Annotated in this window: 14 protein-coding genes; 11 read left to right on the top strand and 3 right to left on the bottom strand. The window is 61.2% G+C overall.

The annotated features are described in order from the left end of the window. Positions 1 to 6 precede the first annotated feature (6 nt). The 3 genes from dapD (at position 7) to M0808_RS03755 (ending at position 2,800) form a co-directional block, all read left to right on the top strand. Positions 7 to 1,041 carry a 2,3,4,5-tetrahydropyridine-2,6-dicarboxylate N-succinyltransferase gene (gene dapD, locus M0808_RS03765; RefSeq protein ID WP_085697324.1) on the top strand — a complete coding sequence of 345 codons (1,035 nt, stop codon included), beginning with the start codon at positions 7 to 9 and terminating at the stop codon, positions 1,039 to 1,041. A gap of 152 nt (positions 1,042 to 1,193) precedes the next feature. Beyond that, positions 1,194 to 2,399 carry a cysteine desulfurase gene (locus tag M0808_RS03760; RefSeq protein WP_247839976.1) on the top strand — a complete coding sequence of 402 codons (1,206 nt, stop codon included), beginning with the start codon at positions 1,194 to 1,196 and terminating at the stop codon, positions 2,397 to 2,399. After that, entirely contained in the window at positions 2,396 to 2,800 is a 405-nt protein-coding gene (locus M0808_RS03755) for a SufE family protein (protein ID WP_115988119.1), read from the top strand. The genes M0808_RS03760 and M0808_RS03755 overlap by 4 nt, the downstream gene beginning before the upstream one ends. A 99-nt stretch (positions 2,801 to 2,899) precedes the next feature. Here M0808_RS03755 and tcdA read toward each other — a convergent pair whose 3' ends face one another. Continuing rightward, a complete protein-coding gene (tcdA, locus tag M0808_RS03750) occupies positions 2,900 to 3,718 on the bottom strand; it encodes a tRNA cyclic N6-threonylcarbamoyladenosine(37) synthase TcdA (RefSeq protein WP_039762445.1) in 819 nt (272 codons plus the stop codon). Between the two features lie 382 nt (positions 3,719 to 4,100). On the opposite strand from tcdA, the gene M0808_RS03745 reads away from it, so the two are divergent. The 4 genes from M0808_RS03745 (at position 4,101) to M0808_RS03730 (ending at position 9,345) form a co-directional block, all read left to right on the top strand. Further along, positions 4,101 to 6,692: a glycosyltransferase gene (locus tag M0808_RS03745; protein ID WP_247839974.1), complete on the top strand. Its 2,592-nt coding sequence runs from the start codon at positions 4,101 to 4,103 to the stop codon at positions 6,690 to 6,692. A 239-nt stretch (positions 6,693 to 6,931) separates the two neighbouring features. After that, positions 6,932 to 8,083 (top strand): succinyl-diaminopimelate desuccinylase, encoded by a 1,152-nt coding sequence (dapE, locus tag M0808_RS03740; protein WP_247839972.1) that lies wholly within the window; start codon positions 6,932 to 6,934, stop codon positions 8,081 to 8,083. Then, entirely contained in the window at positions 8,083 to 8,892 is an 810-nt protein-coding gene (locus M0808_RS03735) for a putative RNA methyltransferase (protein ID WP_247839970.1), read from the top strand. Before dapE ends, M0808_RS03735 begins: the two co-directional genes overlap by 1 nt. A 75-nt stretch (positions 8,893 to 8,967) precedes the next feature. After that, a complete protein-coding gene (locus M0808_RS03730; RefSeq protein ID WP_007964251.1) occupies positions 8,968 to 9,345 on the top strand; it encodes a hypothetical protein in 378 nt (125 codons plus the stop codon). A gap of 145 nt (positions 9,346 to 9,490) precedes the next feature. Here M0808_RS03730 and M0808_RS03725 read toward each other — a convergent pair whose 3' ends face one another. Next, positions 9,491 to 9,700, bottom strand: a complete 210-nt coding sequence (locus M0808_RS03725; protein WP_003222087.1) for a cold-shock protein — start codon at positions 9,698 to 9,700, stop codon at positions 9,491 to 9,493. Positions 9,701 to 9,937: 237 nt separating this feature from the next. Between M0808_RS03725 and plsB the strand changes: the two genes are divergently transcribed. From plsB to M0808_RS03705, 4 genes are all read left to right on the top strand, one after another. Further along, positions 9,938 to 12,436 (top strand): glycerol-3-phosphate 1-O-acyltransferase PlsB, encoded by a 2,499-nt coding sequence (gene plsB, locus M0808_RS03720; RefSeq protein WP_210558109.1) that lies wholly within the window; start codon positions 9,938 to 9,940, stop codon positions 12,434 to 12,436. A 97-nt stretch (positions 12,437 to 12,533) separates the two neighbouring features. Beyond that, positions 12,534 to 13,220 (top strand): hypothetical protein, encoded by a 687-nt coding sequence (locus M0808_RS03715; protein WP_098967441.1) that lies wholly within the window; start codon positions 12,534 to 12,536, stop codon positions 13,218 to 13,220. A gap of 50 nt (positions 13,221 to 13,270) precedes the next feature. Further along, complete coding sequence (locus tag M0808_RS03710; protein ID WP_098967439.1) at positions 13,271 to 13,669, top strand: YbaY family lipoprotein; 399 nt, start codon at positions 13,271 to 13,273, stop codon at positions 13,667 to 13,669. Positions 13,670 to 13,690: 21 nt separating this feature from the next. Continuing rightward, the gene (locus M0808_RS03705) at positions 13,691 to 14,380 is read left to right on the top strand and encodes a DUF4197 domain-containing protein (protein WP_086792179.1); all 690 of its coding nucleotides are present in this window, start codon (positions 13,691 to 13,693) and stop codon (positions 14,378 to 14,380) included. Positions 14,381 to 14,443: 63 nt separating this feature from the next. On the opposite strand, the gene M0808_RS03700 is transcribed toward M0808_RS03705, so the two are convergent. Beyond that, positions 14,444 to 14,839, bottom strand: coding sequence for a DUF6124 family protein (locus tag M0808_RS03700; protein WP_247839968.1), 396 nt, complete (start codon positions 14,837 to 14,839; stop codon positions 14,444 to 14,446). Positions 14,840 to 15,377: the final 538 nt, after the last annotated feature.

Raw genomic sequence — 15,377 nt, 5'->3', positions numbered from 1 at the left:
ATTCACATGTCCAACTCTCTGTTCAGCATCGCCTTTGGTGTCGGCACGCAAAACCGTCAAGGCGCCTGGCTGGAAGTGTTCTACGCTCAGCCACTGCTCAACCCGTCGGCCGAACTGGTCGCCGCTGTTGCGCCGATCCTCGGTTACACCGAAGGCAACCAGGCCATCACCTTCACCACTGCACAGGCTGCGCAACTGGCTGAAGCGGTCAAAGGCATCGACGCCGTTCAAGGCAAGCTGCTGACCCGTCTGGCCGAGAGCCACAAGCCACTGGTCGCCACCCTGCTGGCCGAAGACACACAACTGACCTCGACGCCTGAGGCGTACCTCAAGCTGCACCTGCTGTCGCATCGTCTGGTCAAGCCGCACGGCGTAAGCCTGGCCGGGATCTTCCCGCTGCTGCCGAACGTGGCCTGGACCAGCCAGGGTGCAATCGACCTGAGCGAACTGGCCGAACTGCAACTGGAAGCGCGTCTGCGCGGCGAGCTGCTGGAAGTGTTCTCGGTGGACAAGTTCCCGAAAATGACCGACTACGTGGTTCCGGCCGGCGTGCGTATCGCTGACGCGGCACGTCTGCGTCTGGGCGCTTACGTGGGCGAAGGCACCACCGTGATGCACGAAGGCTTCATCAACTTCAACGCCGGCACCGAAGGCCCAGGCATGATCGAAGGCCGCGTGTCCGCTGGCGTGTTCGTCGGCAAGGGTTCGGACCTGGGCGGCGGCTGCTCGACCATGGGCACCCTGTCGGGCGGCGGCAACATCGTGATCAAGGTGGGTGAAGGCTGCCTGATCGGCGCCAACGCCGGTATCGGTATCCCGTTGGGCGACCGCAACACCGTCGAGTCGGGCCTGTACGTGACCGCCGGCACCAAGGTCGCGCTGTTGGACGAGCACAACAACCTGGTCAAGGTGGTGAAGGCGCGCGAGCTGGCCGGTCAGACCGACCTGCTGTTCCGTCGCAACTCGGAAACCGGTGCCGTGGAGTGCAAGACCCACAAATCGGCGATCGAGCTGAACGAAGCGCTGCACGCTCACAACTAAGCAGCCACATGATCCCCCCTGTGGGAGCGGGCTTGCTCGCGAAGGCGTAGTGTCATTCAGCAACTTATTGACTGACAGGACGCATTCGCGAGCAAGCCCGCTCCCACAAGGTTCGGCGTACATCCCGCCCCTCTTCACCAGGGCTGAAAACTGTGATGATTCCCTCCCCCTGGCGCGCCGACTTTCCGGCCATCGCCGCCCTGCAACGGCAAGACCAGACCTATCTGGACAACGCCGCCACTACGCAAAAACCCCAGGCCCTGCTCGACGCGTTGACGCATTACTACGCCAACGGCGCAGCCAATGTGCATCGTGCGCAGCATCTGCCCGGCGCCCACGCGACGCAGGCGTTCGAAGACAGTCGGCTCAAGGTTGCCCAGTGGCTGAATGCCGGTGACAGCGGGCAGATCATCTTCACCCATGGCGCCACCAGTGCGCTGAATCTCCTGGCCTATGGCCTGGAACATCTTTTCCAACCGGGCGATGAAATTGTCATCAGCGCCCTGGAGCATCACGCCAACCTGCTGCCGTGGCAGCAGCTGGCGCAACGTCGCAACCTGAAACTGGTGATCCTGCCGCTGGACGCCGACGGCGTGATCGACCTCGGCACGGCTGTGCGCCTGATCACCCCGCGCACGCGCTTGCTGGCGGTCAGTCAGCTGTCCAACGTGCTCGGTGCCTGGCAACCGTTGCCGGCGCTGTTGGCGATGGCCAAGGCGCACAACGCGCTGACCGTGGTCGATGGCGCGCAAGGTGTGGTGCACGGTCGCCACGACGTGCAGGCGCTGGGTTGCGACTTTTATGTGTTTTCCAGCCACAAGCTGTACGGCCCCGATGGTCTCGGCGTGCTGTTCGGGCGCACCAAGGCGCTTGAGCAACTGCAGCCGTGGCAGTTCGGCGGCGAAATGGTGCTGGAAGCCAATTATCACGATTCACGCTTCCGCCCTGCCCCGCTGGGTTTCGAGGCGGGCACGCCGCCGATTGCCAGCGTGATCGGCCTCGGCGCGACCCTCGATTATCTGGCCGGGCTGGATCAGGACGCGGTGTCGGCCCACGAAGCGGCGCTGCACGCCTACCTGCTGCAAGGCCTGGCCGCGCGCAACGGCATTCGTCTGCTGGGCAAGCCGCAATTGGCGCTGGCGAGTTTCGTCGTCGAGGGTGTGCACAACGCCGATCTGGCGCACTTGCTGACCGAGCAAGGTATCGCCGTGCGCGCCGGGCATCACTGCGCCATGCCGTTGCTGAAAAGCTTCGAACTGGCCGGCGCTATTCGTGTGTCGCTGGCGCTGTACAACGATTCCGAGGATCTGGAGCGTTTCTTCGAAGCGCTGGATCAGGCCCTGGAGTTGCTGCGATGAGCCTGCCGCTCGCCGCTGCCGAAGCGCTGCAGACCTTTCAGAATGCTGCCGGCTGGGAACAGCGCGCACGGTTGCTGATGCAGTTTGGCGATCGTCTGCCGCCGCTGGATGACGCGGACAAATGTGAAGCCAATCGCGTGCATGGCTGTGAGAGCCAAATGTGGCTGGTGGGTGAGTTGCAGGACGGTCACTGGCAGTTCAGCGCTGCCAGCGATGCGCGGATGATTCGTGGGTTGGTGGCGTTGCTGCTGTTGCGGGTCAACGGCTTGAGCGCTGCCGAGTTGCGGCAGGTGGATTTGCCCGAGTGGTTCAATCAACTGGGGCTGTCGCGGCAATTGTCGCCGTCGCGCAGTAATGGCTTGAATGCCGTGCTCAAGCGCATGAATGAGTTGGCAGGCTGATCGCCTTCGCGAGCAAGCCCGCTCCCACAGGGGATTTGTGAACGCCACAGATCCAACGTGGGAGCGGGCTTGCTCGCGAAGAGGCCATCACTGACAACCTCAAGCCTGAGGCTTGACCCGATCCGCCGGGCGCCGCACACCCGCCACAATCTTGTCCACCGCCTTGGTCGCCGCGACCATGCCGAACGTCGCCGTGACCATCATCACCGCGCCAAACCCGCCGGCGCAGTCGAGCTTCACCCCGTCGCCGACAAAACTCTTCTGCAAACAGATGCTGCCGTCCGGTTTCGGATAGCGCAGTTGTTCGGTGGAGAACACACACGGCACGCTGTAATGGCGAGTCACGGTACGCGAGAAGCCATAGTCGCGACGCAACGTCGAACGCACTTTCGAGGCCAGCGGGTCGTTGAACGTGCGGTTGAGGTCGCAGACCTGAATCAGCGTCGGATCGATCTGCCCACCCGCACCGCCGGTGGTGATGATCTGGATCTTGCGGCGTTTGCACCAGGCGATCAGCGCAGCCTTGGCGTTGACCGCGTCGATGCAGTCGATCACGCAGTCGATGTTCGGCGTGATGTACTCGGCCATGGTGTCGCGCGTCACGAAGTCCGCCACCGCATGCACGGTACAATCCGGATTGATCCCGCGCAGGCGCTCGGCCATCACTTCGACCTTGGGTTTGCCGACGGTGCTGTCCAGCGCGTGCAACTGGCGGTTGGCGTTGCTGACGCAGACGTCGTCGAGGTCGAACAGCGAAATCTCGCCGACGCCGCAACGGGCCATGGCCTCCGCCGCCCAGGAACCGACGCCACCGACGCCGACAATCGCCACATGGGCCGCACGCAGGCGCTCGAGGCCCTCGATGCCATACAAACGGGCGATGCCTGCAAACCGCGGATCTTCTGTACTCATGACCATTACCCCAAAAACCGGCGCGCATTATAGGGCCGTCGGCGGCCAAGAGCATCTTTAACGCTATGAACGGTGAACGCCGCCGTTTTGCGCAAGCCTTGTGGCGAGGGAGCTTGCTCCCGCCGGGTCACGAAGCGGCCCTTTGAAAGCAGCCTGCTTCGCAGTCCAGCGGGAGCAAGCTCCCTCGCCACTGGGAATTGCTATAACTGAATAACAAAGTTTTCTCTTACAAGCTGTTACTAAAGAACTTAAATCAGGTTGGACTGCCCAATGTCGGGCATTTTCCTGCCCGGTGTACGAGCAGTGAACTGCCGGTGTAGGATTCGCGCCCTTTTGGCGTAAGCCGATCCGTTCCTTCGTTCCACAGCCTTTGGAACCCGAAATAGCTATGTCATCGCGTAAATTTGGTCTCAACCTGGTGGTGGTTCTGGCAATCGCCGCCCTGTTCACCGGTTTCTGGGCGCTGATCAATCGCCCGGTCTCCGCGCCCAACTGGCCGGAGCAGATCTCCGGTTTCTCTTATTCGCCATTCCAGCAGGGCCAGTTCCCGCAGAAGGATCAGTATCCGACTGACGACGAAATGCGCCGCGACCTGGAGATCATGAGCAAGCTGACGGACAACATCCGCATCTACTCGGTCGACGGTTCGCTGCAGGACATCCCGAAACTGGCGGAAGAATTCGGTCTGCGCGTGACCCTCGGGATCTGGATCAGCCCCGATCAGGAACGCAACGAGCGCGAGATCCAGCGCGCCATCGAACTGGCCAATACTTCGCGCAGCGTGGTTCGCGTGGTGGTCGGTAACGAGGCGATCTTCCGCAAGGAAATCACTGCCGAGCAACTGAGCGTGCTGCTGGATCGCGTGCGCGCGGCGGTGAAAGTGCCGGTGACCACCTCCGAGCAGTGGCACGTCTGGGAAGAACACCCGGAACTGGCCAAGCACGTCGACCTGATCGCTGCGCACGTCCTGCCGTACTGGGAATTCATCCCCGTGGACAAGGCCGGACAGTTCGTCTTCGACCGCGCCCGTGACCTGAAAAAGCTGTTCCCGAAAAAGCCGCTGCTGCTGTCCGAAGTCGGCTGGCCGAGCAACGGGCGCATGCGCGGTGGCGCCGATGCGTCGCCGGCCGATCAGGCGATCTACCTGCGCACACTGGTCAACAAGCTCAACCGCCAAGGCTTCAACTACTTCGTGATCGAAGCGTTCGACCAGCCGTGGAAGGCCAGTGACGAAGGTTCGGTGGGCGCCTACTGGGGCGTGTTCAACGCCGCGCGCCAGCAGAAATTCAACTTCGAAGGCCCGGTCGTCGCCATCCCGCAATGGCGCGTGCTGGCCATCGGTTCGGTGGTGCTGGCGCTGCTGTCGCTGACCCTGCTGATGATCGACGGCTCGGCCCTGCGCCAGCGTGGCCGCACCTTCCTGACCTTTATCGCGTTCCTTTGCGGTTCGGTGCTGGTGTGGATCGGTTACGACTACAGCCAGCAATACAGCACGTGGTTCAGCCTGACGGTGGGTTTCCTACTGGCACTGGGTGCGCTCGGGGTGTTTATCGTGTTGCTGACCGAAGCGCATGAACTGGCCGAAGCGGTCTGGACCCACAAGCGCCGGCGTGAATTCCTGCCGGTGGTGGGCGATTCGGACTATAGACCAAAAGTCTCGATCCACGTCCCTTGCTACAACGAGCCGCCGGAGATGGTCAAACAGACCCTCGATGCCTTGGCCGCCCTCGATTACCCGGACTACGAAGTCCTGATCATCGACAACAACACCAAAGACCCAGCCGTCTGGGAACCGGTGCGCGACTACTGCGCCACCCTCGGCCCGCGCTTCAAGTTCTTCCACGTATCACCGCTGGCCGGGTTCAAGGGCGGTGCGCTGAACTACCTGATTCCGCACACCGCCAAGGACGCCGAAGTGATCGCGGTGATCGACTCCGACTACTGCGTGCATCCGAACTGGCTCAAGCACATGGTGCCGCACTTCGCCGATCCGAAAATCGCCGTGGTGCAGTCGCCGCAGGATTACCGCGACCAGAACGAAAGCACCTTCAAGAAGCTCTGCTACGCCGAATACAAAGGCTTCTTCCACATCGGCATGGTCACCCGTAACGACCGCGACGCGATCATTCAGCACGGCACCATGACCATGACCCGGCGTTCGGTTCTGGAAGAGCTGGGCTGGGCCGACTGGTGCATCTGTGAAGACGCCGAACTCGGCCTGCGCGTGTTCGAAAAAGGCCTGTCGGCGGCGTATTACCACGACAGCTACGGCAAGGGTCTGATGCCGGACACCTTCATCGACTTCAAGAAGCAGCGTTTCCGCTGGGCCTACGGCGCGATCCAGATCATCAAGCGCCACACCCGCAGCCTGCTGCGCGGCAAGGACACCGAGCTGACCCGTGGCCAGCGTTACCACTTCCTCGCGGGATGGCTGCCGTGGGTCGCGGACGGCATGAACATCTTCTTCACCGTCGGCGCGCTGTTGTGGTCGGCGGCGATGATCATCGTGCCGCAACGGGTCGATCCGCCGCTGCTGATTTTCGCAATCCCGCCATTGGCGCTGTTCGTGTTCAAGGTCGGCAAGATCATCTTCCTCTACCGTCGCGCCGTCGGCGTGAACCTCAAAGATGCGTTCTGCGCGGCATTGGCCGGGCTGGCGTTGTCGCACACCATCGCCAAAGCGGTGCTGTACGGCTTCTTCACCAGCAGCATTCCGTTCTTCCGCACGCCGAAAAACGCCGACAACCATGGTTTCTGGGTGGCGATTTCCGAAGCGCGGGAAGAGCTGTTCATCATGCTGCTGTTGTGGGGCGCGGCGCTGGGGATCTACCTGGTGCAGGGCATTCCGAGCAACGACATGCGCTTCTGGGTCGCAATGCTGCTGGTGCAGTCGCTGCCATACCTGGCCGCGCTGATCATGGCGTTCCTCTCGTCGCTGCCGAAACCGGCCGCTGCGCCTGAGCCGGCGCCTGTCGTCTAATTCCTCTTTGATCCACTAAACGGCGGCCAATGGTCGCCGTTTTGCTTTAAGATAACCGCCATTTTGCGGGGCTTGGCGGGATAACGGTCTGACTGACCGAACACTATCCCCTGTAGGAGTGAGCCTGCTCGCGATTGCGGTGTAACAATCAATGTTTAAGTTGACTGACACACCGCAATCGCGAGCAGGCTCACTCCTACAGTCAGTCCGCGCCCACATTCATGACTCCGGAGTTTTCCATGACGGCCCACGCCGACCTTTCGCCGACCCTTCAACTCGCCATCGACCTGATCCGCCGTCCGTCCGTGACGCCGGTCGACGCCGATTGCCAGAAGCAGATGATGCAGCGCCTGGGCGATGCCGGTTTCACCCTCGAGCCGATGCGCATCGAGGACGTGGACAACTTCTGGGCCACCCATGGCAACGACGACGGCCCGGTGCTGTGCTTCGCCGGCCACACCGACGTGGTGCCGACCGGTCCGGTGACCGCCTGGCAGATCGACCCGTTCAACGCGGTGATCGATGAACACGGCATGCTCTGCGGCCGTGGCGCAGCGGACATGAAAGGCAGCCTGGCGTCGATGACCGTGGCCGCCGAGCGTTTTGTCGCCGACTACCCGAACCACAAAGGCAAGGTCGCGTTCCTCATCACCAGCGACGAAGAAGGCCCGGCGCACCACGGCACCAAAGCGGTGGTTGAACGTCTGGTGGCGCGCAAGGAACGTCTGGACTGGTGCATCGTCGGCGAACCGTCGAGCACCACGCTGGTCGGTGACGTGGTGAAAAACGGTCGTCGCGGCTCGCTGGGCGCCAAGCTCACCGTGCGCGGTGTGCAGGGTCACGTGGCCTACCCGCACCTGGCGAAGAACCCGATCCACCTCGCGGCCCCGGCGCTGGCCGAGCTGGCTGCCGAGCACTGGGATCATGGCAACGATTTCTTCCCGCCGACCAGTTTCCAGATTTCCAACCTCAACTCGGGCACCGGCGCAACCAACGTGATCCCGGGTGATCTGGTGGCGGTGTTCAACTTCCGCTTCTCCACCGAATCCACCGTCGAAGGCCTGCAGAAACGCGTGGCCGACATCCTCGACAAACACGATCTGGACTGGCACGTCGACTGGGCGCTGTCCGGTCTGCCGTTCCTCACCGAGCCGGGCGCGCTGCTCGACGCGGTGTCGTCGAGCATCAAGGACATCACCGGCCGCGAGACCAAGGCGTCGACCAGCGGCGGTACCTCCGACGGCCGTTTCATCGCGACCATGGGTACGCAAGTGGTTGAGCTGGGCCCGGTCAACGCGACCATTCACCAGGTCAACGAGCGTGTGCTGGCGGCCGATCTCGACGTGCTGACCGAGATCTACTACCAGACCCTGATCAAGTTGCTCGCCTGATGCTCGCGTGCCCGATCTGCAGTGAACCGCTGAACAGCGTCGACAACGGCGTGGTCTGCCCCGCAGGCCACCGCTTCGACCGTGCGCGTCAGGGCTACCTGAATCTGTTGCCGGTGCAGCACAAGAACAGCCGTGACCCTGGCGACAATCAGGCGATGGTCGAGGCGCGCCGCGACTTCCTGAACGCCGGGCATTACGCGCCGGTGGCCAAGCGTCTGGCCGAGCTGGCGGCGAGTTATGCGCCAGCGCGCTGGGTCGATATCGGCTGTGGCGAGGGTTACTACACCGCACAGATCGCCGAGGCCCTGCCGGACGCCGATGGCTACGCACTGGACATCTCCCGCGAGGCGGTGAAACGCGCCTGCAAGCGTAATCCGGCAATCACCTGGTTGATCGCCAGCATGGCCCGCGTGCCGTTGGCATCGGGCAGTTGCCAGTTTCTCGCCAGCGTTTTCAGCCCTCTGGACTGGGCAGAAGCCAAGCGCCTGCTCAGCGTCGGCGGCGGCCTGATGAAGGTCGGCCCGACCAGCGGCCACCTGATGGAGTTGCGCGAACGCCTGTACGACGAAGTGCGCGAATACACCGACGACAAGCATCTGGCATTAGTGCCCGAAGGTATGGCGCTGGCGCACAGCGAAACCCTGGAATTCAAACTGACGCTGGACAAGCCCGAGGATCGCGCCAACCTGCTGGCGATGACGCCCCACGGCTGGCGCGCCAGTGCCGAACGCCGCACCGCCGTGATCGAACAGGCCGAGCCGTTCGTGACCACCGTGTCGATGCGCTACGATTATTTCGTTCTTCAATAACTTTTGGTCTCGGGCAAGTGCCCGGGGCCGGCTAAATCCGCGAATGGATTTTTCAGACCCGCAGTGAGGACATCCATGCGCCAACCGGATATCGAGATTTACCTGAAAGACGCCGACGTCGACCACAAGGCAATTTCCGCCTGGCTCGGTGAGGCTCTGGGCCCGTGCAGCGACTGGGTACAGAAAGGCCAGACCTACAAGTGCAAGGCCGGCAACATCCCGGTGACCTGGTTGCCGAAAGCCGTGGGCAAGTGGAACAGCCTGTACCTGGAAAGCGATGCGACCCCATGGGACGACGACATCGCCTGCGCCCGTGCAGCTTTCGCCGCGCTGAACGTCGAAGTGCGTTGCGCACCGGGAACGTGGGTCGAGGAAGAGGGTGAGGAAACGGCTGATCGCTGGATTCGCATCAGCGCCGACGGTGAAGAAGAGATCACCTGGAAAACCGCGTAACAACAGTCAACGCAGATCCAAATGTGGGAGCGGGCTTGCTCGCGAATGCGGTGTATCAGCTACAGATGTGCTGAATGACACTACGCATTCGCGAGCAAGCCCGCTCCCACATTTGGTTTTTTTTGGGGGGGGTTGGAGAGTTGTGTTACAGACCTACCACATCCTCAGCCTGCAAACCCTTCTCGCCGGTCACCACCGCATATTCAACCTGCTGACCTTCAGTCAGCGAGCGATGCCCTTCGCCACGGATCGCGCGGTAGTGCACGAACACGTCCACCCCGTCGTCGCGCTGAATGAAGCCGTAGCCCTTGGCGTCGTTGAACCACTTCACATTGCCGGTTTCACGTGTTGCCATCTGTTCATACTCCTTTTTTATTATTGAACAGGCTTTTCGCAGGAAAGCCTTTGCGGAACGTCAGCCTGCGCCCGACGTCCATAAAGGGCCCCGGCGACAGATTGCCGAGTATATGACAGGCGCAAAAAGTCTCAACAGGAGATTACTTCGCCGCTTTTTTGCCGATTTTCGATGAATCCGGCAAACTGTCGACCGCCCGAGCATCTGCTCGGTTTTATCAACTCACGCAGAAGCCGTATGACCCGTTCCCCGTTCCGCCGTCTTGTGTTTGGCACCTTGCGCCGACTGTTGTACCTCTGGGTTCGCTCGGAGACGATCAACCAGTCGTCGTTCACCCTCAACCTCGACCGCAGTCGTCCGGTGTTCTACGTCCTGCAAAACCCTTCGCTCACCGATCTGGCGGTGGTCGACACCGAGTGCACCAAGGCCGGTCTGCCGCGTCCGGTGCTGCCGGTGTCGGTGGGGCCGTTGATCGAACCGGCGGCGTTTTTCTATCTGACGCCGGATCCGGACTGGCTCGGTCGTCAGGACAAGCGCGGCGCACCGCCGACCCTGACCCGTCTGGTCAGCGCCCTGACCCAGAACGCCGCCGAAGATGCGCAGATCATTCCGGTCAGCGTGTTCTGGGGCCAGTCGCCGGACAGCGAAAACAGTCCGTGGAAGCTGCTGTTCGCCGACAGCTGGGCGGTCACCGGGCGCTTGCGTCGACTGCTGAGCATCATCGTTCTGGGGCGCAAGACTCGCGTGCAGTTCTCGGCGCCGATCCACCTGCGCGAACTGATCGACCACAACAAGGGCCACGAACGCACCGTACGCATGGCCCAGCGCATCCTGCGCGTGCACTTCCGCAATCTGAAAGCCGCCGTCATCGGCCCGGACATCTCGCACCGTCGTAATCTGGTCAAAGGCCTGCTCAACCAGCCACTGGTCAAGCAAGCGATCCTCGACGAAGCCGAACGCGAGAACATCTCCCCGGAAAAAGCCAAGGCTCAGGCCCTGCGTTACGGCAACGAGATCGCCTCGGACTACACCTACACCGCGATCCGTTTTCTCGAAGTGGTGCTGAGCTGGTTCTGGAACAAGATCTACGACGGGATCAAGGTCAACCACATCGAAGGCGTGCAGAAGGTCGCCCAGGGTCACGAAGTGATCTATGTGCCGTGCCACCGCAGCCACATCGACTATCTGTTGCTGTCGTACTTGCTGTTCCGCAACGGCCTGACCCCGCCGCATATCGCCGCCGGGATCAACCTCAACATGCCGGTGATCGGCAGCCTGCTGCGCCGTGGCGGCGCGTTCTTCATGCGCCGCACGTTCAAGGGCAATCCGCTGTACACCTCGGTGTTCAACGAATACCTGCACACCCTGTTCACCAAAGGTTTCCCGGTTGAATACTTCGTAGAGGGCGGCCGCTCGCGCACCGGGCGCATGCTGCAACCGAAAACCGGCATGCTCGCGATCACGATGCGCAGCTTCCTGCGTTCGTCGCGGATGCCGATCGTTTTCGTGCCGGTGTACATCGGTTACGAGCGCGTGCTGGAAGGTCGTACCTACCTCGGCGAACTGCGTGGCGCGAGCAAGAAGAAAGAGTCGATCTTCGACATTTTCAAAGTCATCGGTGCGCTCAAGCAGCGCTTCGGTCAGGTCGCGGTGAACTTCGGCGAGCCGATCAAACTCGCGGAGTTCCTCGACAGCGAACAGCCAGACTGGCGCCAGCAGGAACTCGGCCCGCAGTACAAACCGGCATGGCTCAACGAAACCACCAACCGCCTCGGCGAGAAAGTCGCGCAGCACTTGAACGAAGCAGCGGCGATCAACCCGGTCAATCTGGTGGCGCTGGCGCTGCTGTCGACCACCCGCCTGGCACTGGACGATCGGGCCATGGCGCGGGTGCTGGATCTGTATCTGGCGCTGCTGCGCAAAGTCCCTTACTCGCCGCACACGACCCTGCCGGAAGGCGATGGTCGCGCGCTGATCGAGCATGTGAAGGACATGGATCTGCTGTCCGAGCAAAACGATGCGCTGGGCAAGATTCTCTATCTGGACGAGCAGAACGCCGTCCTGATGACCTACTACCGCAACAACGTGCTGCACATCTTCGCCTTGCCGGCGCTGCTGGCGAGCTTCTTCCAGAGCACCTCGCGCATGAGCCGCGAACAGATCCTGCGCTACACCCGCGCGTTGTATCCGTACTTGCAATCGGAGCTGTTCATTCGCTGGAGCCTGGAGGAACTGGACGGCGTGGTCGATCAATGGCTGGAAGCTTTCGTCGAGCAAGGCCTGCTGCGTTTCGAGAAGGACGTGTACATGCGTCCGGCGCCAAGTTCGCGGCACTTTGTGCTGCTGACCCTGCTGTCGAAAAGCATCGCGCAGACCCTGCAGCGCTTCTACATGACCGTGTCCCTGCTGCTCAACAGCGGCCAGAACAGCATCAGCGCCGAGGAGCTGGAGGACCTGTGCACGGTCATGGCCCAGCGCCTGTCGATCCTCCACGGTTTGAACGCCCCGGAGTTCTTCGACAAGAGCCTGTTCCGCCACTTCATCCAGACCCTGCTCGACCTCGACGTGCTGCGCCGCGACGAAGCGGGCAAGCTGAGCTACCACGAACTGCTCGGCGAACTGGCCGAAGGCGCTGCCAAACGGGTGTTGCCGGCGGAGATTCGTCTGTCGATTCGTCAGGTGGCTTTGCATCGCAGTGAAGATGCCGCCGAAACAGCGGATACACCACAAGTCTGAAACTTGCTGACAACTAACGGGCGCGCACTTCAATGGCCCCGTTAGTTGATTCATGGATTAATAGGCGCAACCCACCAATCACGATACGGATATCGAGATGAGCCTGTTAAACGAAGAAACTTGCACAGTAATCCTGGACTTCCGTCTACCGCCCGAATTCCACGCGCCTGCCGATGGTGTCAATGAAACCATTGTTAGCGTCAAAGTTTTCAATTCCCAATCGCCTATTAACATCAAGGACTGGCACCGTGCTGCGATCTTCGACGCCGGCTGGAAATTTGACTTCCCTCATCACTACGGCGATGTAGGCGTCAGGTACCAAGTCAATGTGCAGATCCTTCATGACCAAATACCCTTGCTGATCGAGCAGGACTACTTCGTCACTGTCAACAACACTCCCCATCGCCAAACCCTGCACCTGAGCCCGATCGGTTTTCTATATGTCGAGGCTCAAGAAGCCGAAATTGTTGCGCCAGAAGAAGCGGTCACCATCAGTCTGCATGAAGCAGAGTCTCCCGAAGTTGAGCTGGTGCATGTCAAACAGGACGAACAGTCAGTCTCCGGGTTTTATCTGAAATATGATCCTGACAGCGTTATACCCGGTAAACGCTATGCACTGACGGGTATTGAAAACCGCTACCATCAACGTCTTGTGATCTCACCTGAACAAGTCGAACTGGCTCCCGCTATGCCCAACACAAGCGCGCTGTCGTTTCAGAAATTAATGCAGTGGCTGGAAAAACCCTTACGTTTGTTCACTGACGCTGGCACCAAAATCCGCTAGATTTCCTTCGGCGCCGGGATTCTTCCGGCGCAAACGTCTCAGAGGTCCCGATGAAAAAACTCACCCTTCTCGCCGCAGCCACCCTGTTGAGCGCCTGCCAGTCGACCACCCCCGCCGGCAAAGTCGGCCTCGACGGCGAAGTGTTCTACCTGCAACGCATCGCCCTGCCACCAAGCGCGACCCTGAGCGTGAGCCTGCAGGACGTGTCGCTGGCCGACGCACCGGCGGTGGTCATCGACGAACAGAAAGGCCCGGTCAAAGGCCAGGTGCCGCTGCCGTTCCACTTGAGTTACGATCCGGCCCAGGTCAAACCCGGCCACCGCTACTCGGTCAGCGCGCGCATCGAAGTCAACGGCGAGCTGATGTTCATCACCACCGAGAACCACGCCGTGCAACTGGACGGCAACGATCCGCAGCCGCTGAAAATCCGCGTCGACGCCATTCGCTAATTGTCTTTCAAGGAAGCTGCCATGCTCCGCCCTACCCTTCGCTTCGCCGGCCTGTGCGCGGGCTTGATGATCTCTGCCAGCGCCCTGGCACTGTCGCTCAGCGACCTCTCGCAACAAGACGCCACCGGCGGCCTCAAGGACGCCCTGACCCAAGGCGCGCAAATCGCCGTCAAACAACTCGGCACCCCGGGCGGCTTCAGCAACAACCCGGAAGTGAAAATCGAACTGCCGGGCAAACTCGGTAAAGTCGCCGGCAAGATGAAAGCCTTCGGCATGGGCGCCCAGGTCGACGAACTCGAAACCGCGATGAACAAAGCCGCGGAAAGCGCCGTGACCCAGGCCCAGCCGATCCTCGTCGACGCCGTGAAGAAAATGACCGTGGCCGACGCCAAGGGCATCCTCAGCGGCGGCACTGACTCGGCTACCCAATACCTGGACAAAACCAGCCGCGAACAGATCCGCGCCAAGTTCCTGCCCATCGTCAAACAAGCCACCGACAAAGTCGGCGTCGCACAAAAGTACAACGCCTTCGCCGGCCAGGCCGCGACCCTCGGCGTGGTGGATGCGAAGAGCGCCAACGTCGAAAACTACGTCACCGAACAAGCGCTCAATGGCCTGTTCGAAATGATCGGCAAACAGGAAGAAACCATTCGCAAGAATCCGGCTGCTGCAGCGACGGGTCTGGCGAAAAAGGTGTTCGGCACTTTGTAATTCTTGCCGTTGCACGCAAAAGCCCGCTGAACCCGTGAAGGTCAGCGGGCTTTTTGTTGCGTGTCAGCCTTGCGGATCGACTTGATCGAGGACGCGGTTAACCGACAGCTCCGCGAGCGAAATCATCTGCTGGATACCGAGAAGCTGACTGCACGTCGGACCGCTCAGGGTAAACGCCAACTCACTGGCCATGACATTGGCCGAGGCCAGCGTTTCACAGGCATGGGCCAGCAGGGTTTCGGAATCGACTTCGGGGAGAACAGTGAAGATTGTGCTGGGCTGAGTGACGGGTTTGGGCTGTTTTTCAGGCTCGGGCAGAAGGTAGTGATCGAGCGCACGCAGGGCTGCGTCGTGGAGCTTGCGCGAGTCGAGGAAGGCGTAGGGGGAGACGGGGTCGGTTGGTCGGCCGGGGGTGGCTTCTGGTGCGGATTCGGGGGGATTCGGGGTGTGTTTGAACATGGTGGAACTGCTGAAGTAGTGGAGCCGCCACCGTTCGCTGCGAAACGAATGTAAGGTGGCAGCTGTACGCAGGTTCGCAGACCGGGACTTCAGGCACCCGGCATACCCGAAGGTATCCCGCGCACAACCGCCATGACACAGGCATAAAAAAGCGCCCGCTTTCGGATGGTGGACGCTGTGCGTCTGAAGTTTAACCGGGCTGCGAAACCCGGTCGCTGATTTTTGCAGCGACACACTCAGGCTAGAGATCGCGCTTCCGACGGGCAACCTGAAAACCTTGTGGGAAGGTTCTGGTTATCTGGAACATTTTTAAACAGAGCAAAGAGGTTGGGTGGCTGGGCGGGCCTCTTCGCGAGCAAGCTCGCTCCTACAGTGGGATTGGGTGCAGGCAGTTGGAGATTGGTCGGCTGTCAGGCCGCCTTCGCGAGCAAGCCCGCTCCCACATTTGGATTGGGTGTGGGCAGTTGGAGATTGGTCGGCTACTAGACCGCCATCGCGAGCAGGGTCACTCCTACAGAGGGATTGGGTGCAGGCAGTT

Source organism: Pseudomonas sp. MWU12-3103b, from assembly GCF_023100615.1.
GTDB lineage: Bacteria > Pseudomonadota > Gammaproteobacteria > Pseudomonadales > Pseudomonadaceae > Aquipseudomonas > Aquipseudomonas putida_A.
This window is presented reverse-complemented; position numbering and strand designations above follow the sequence as displayed.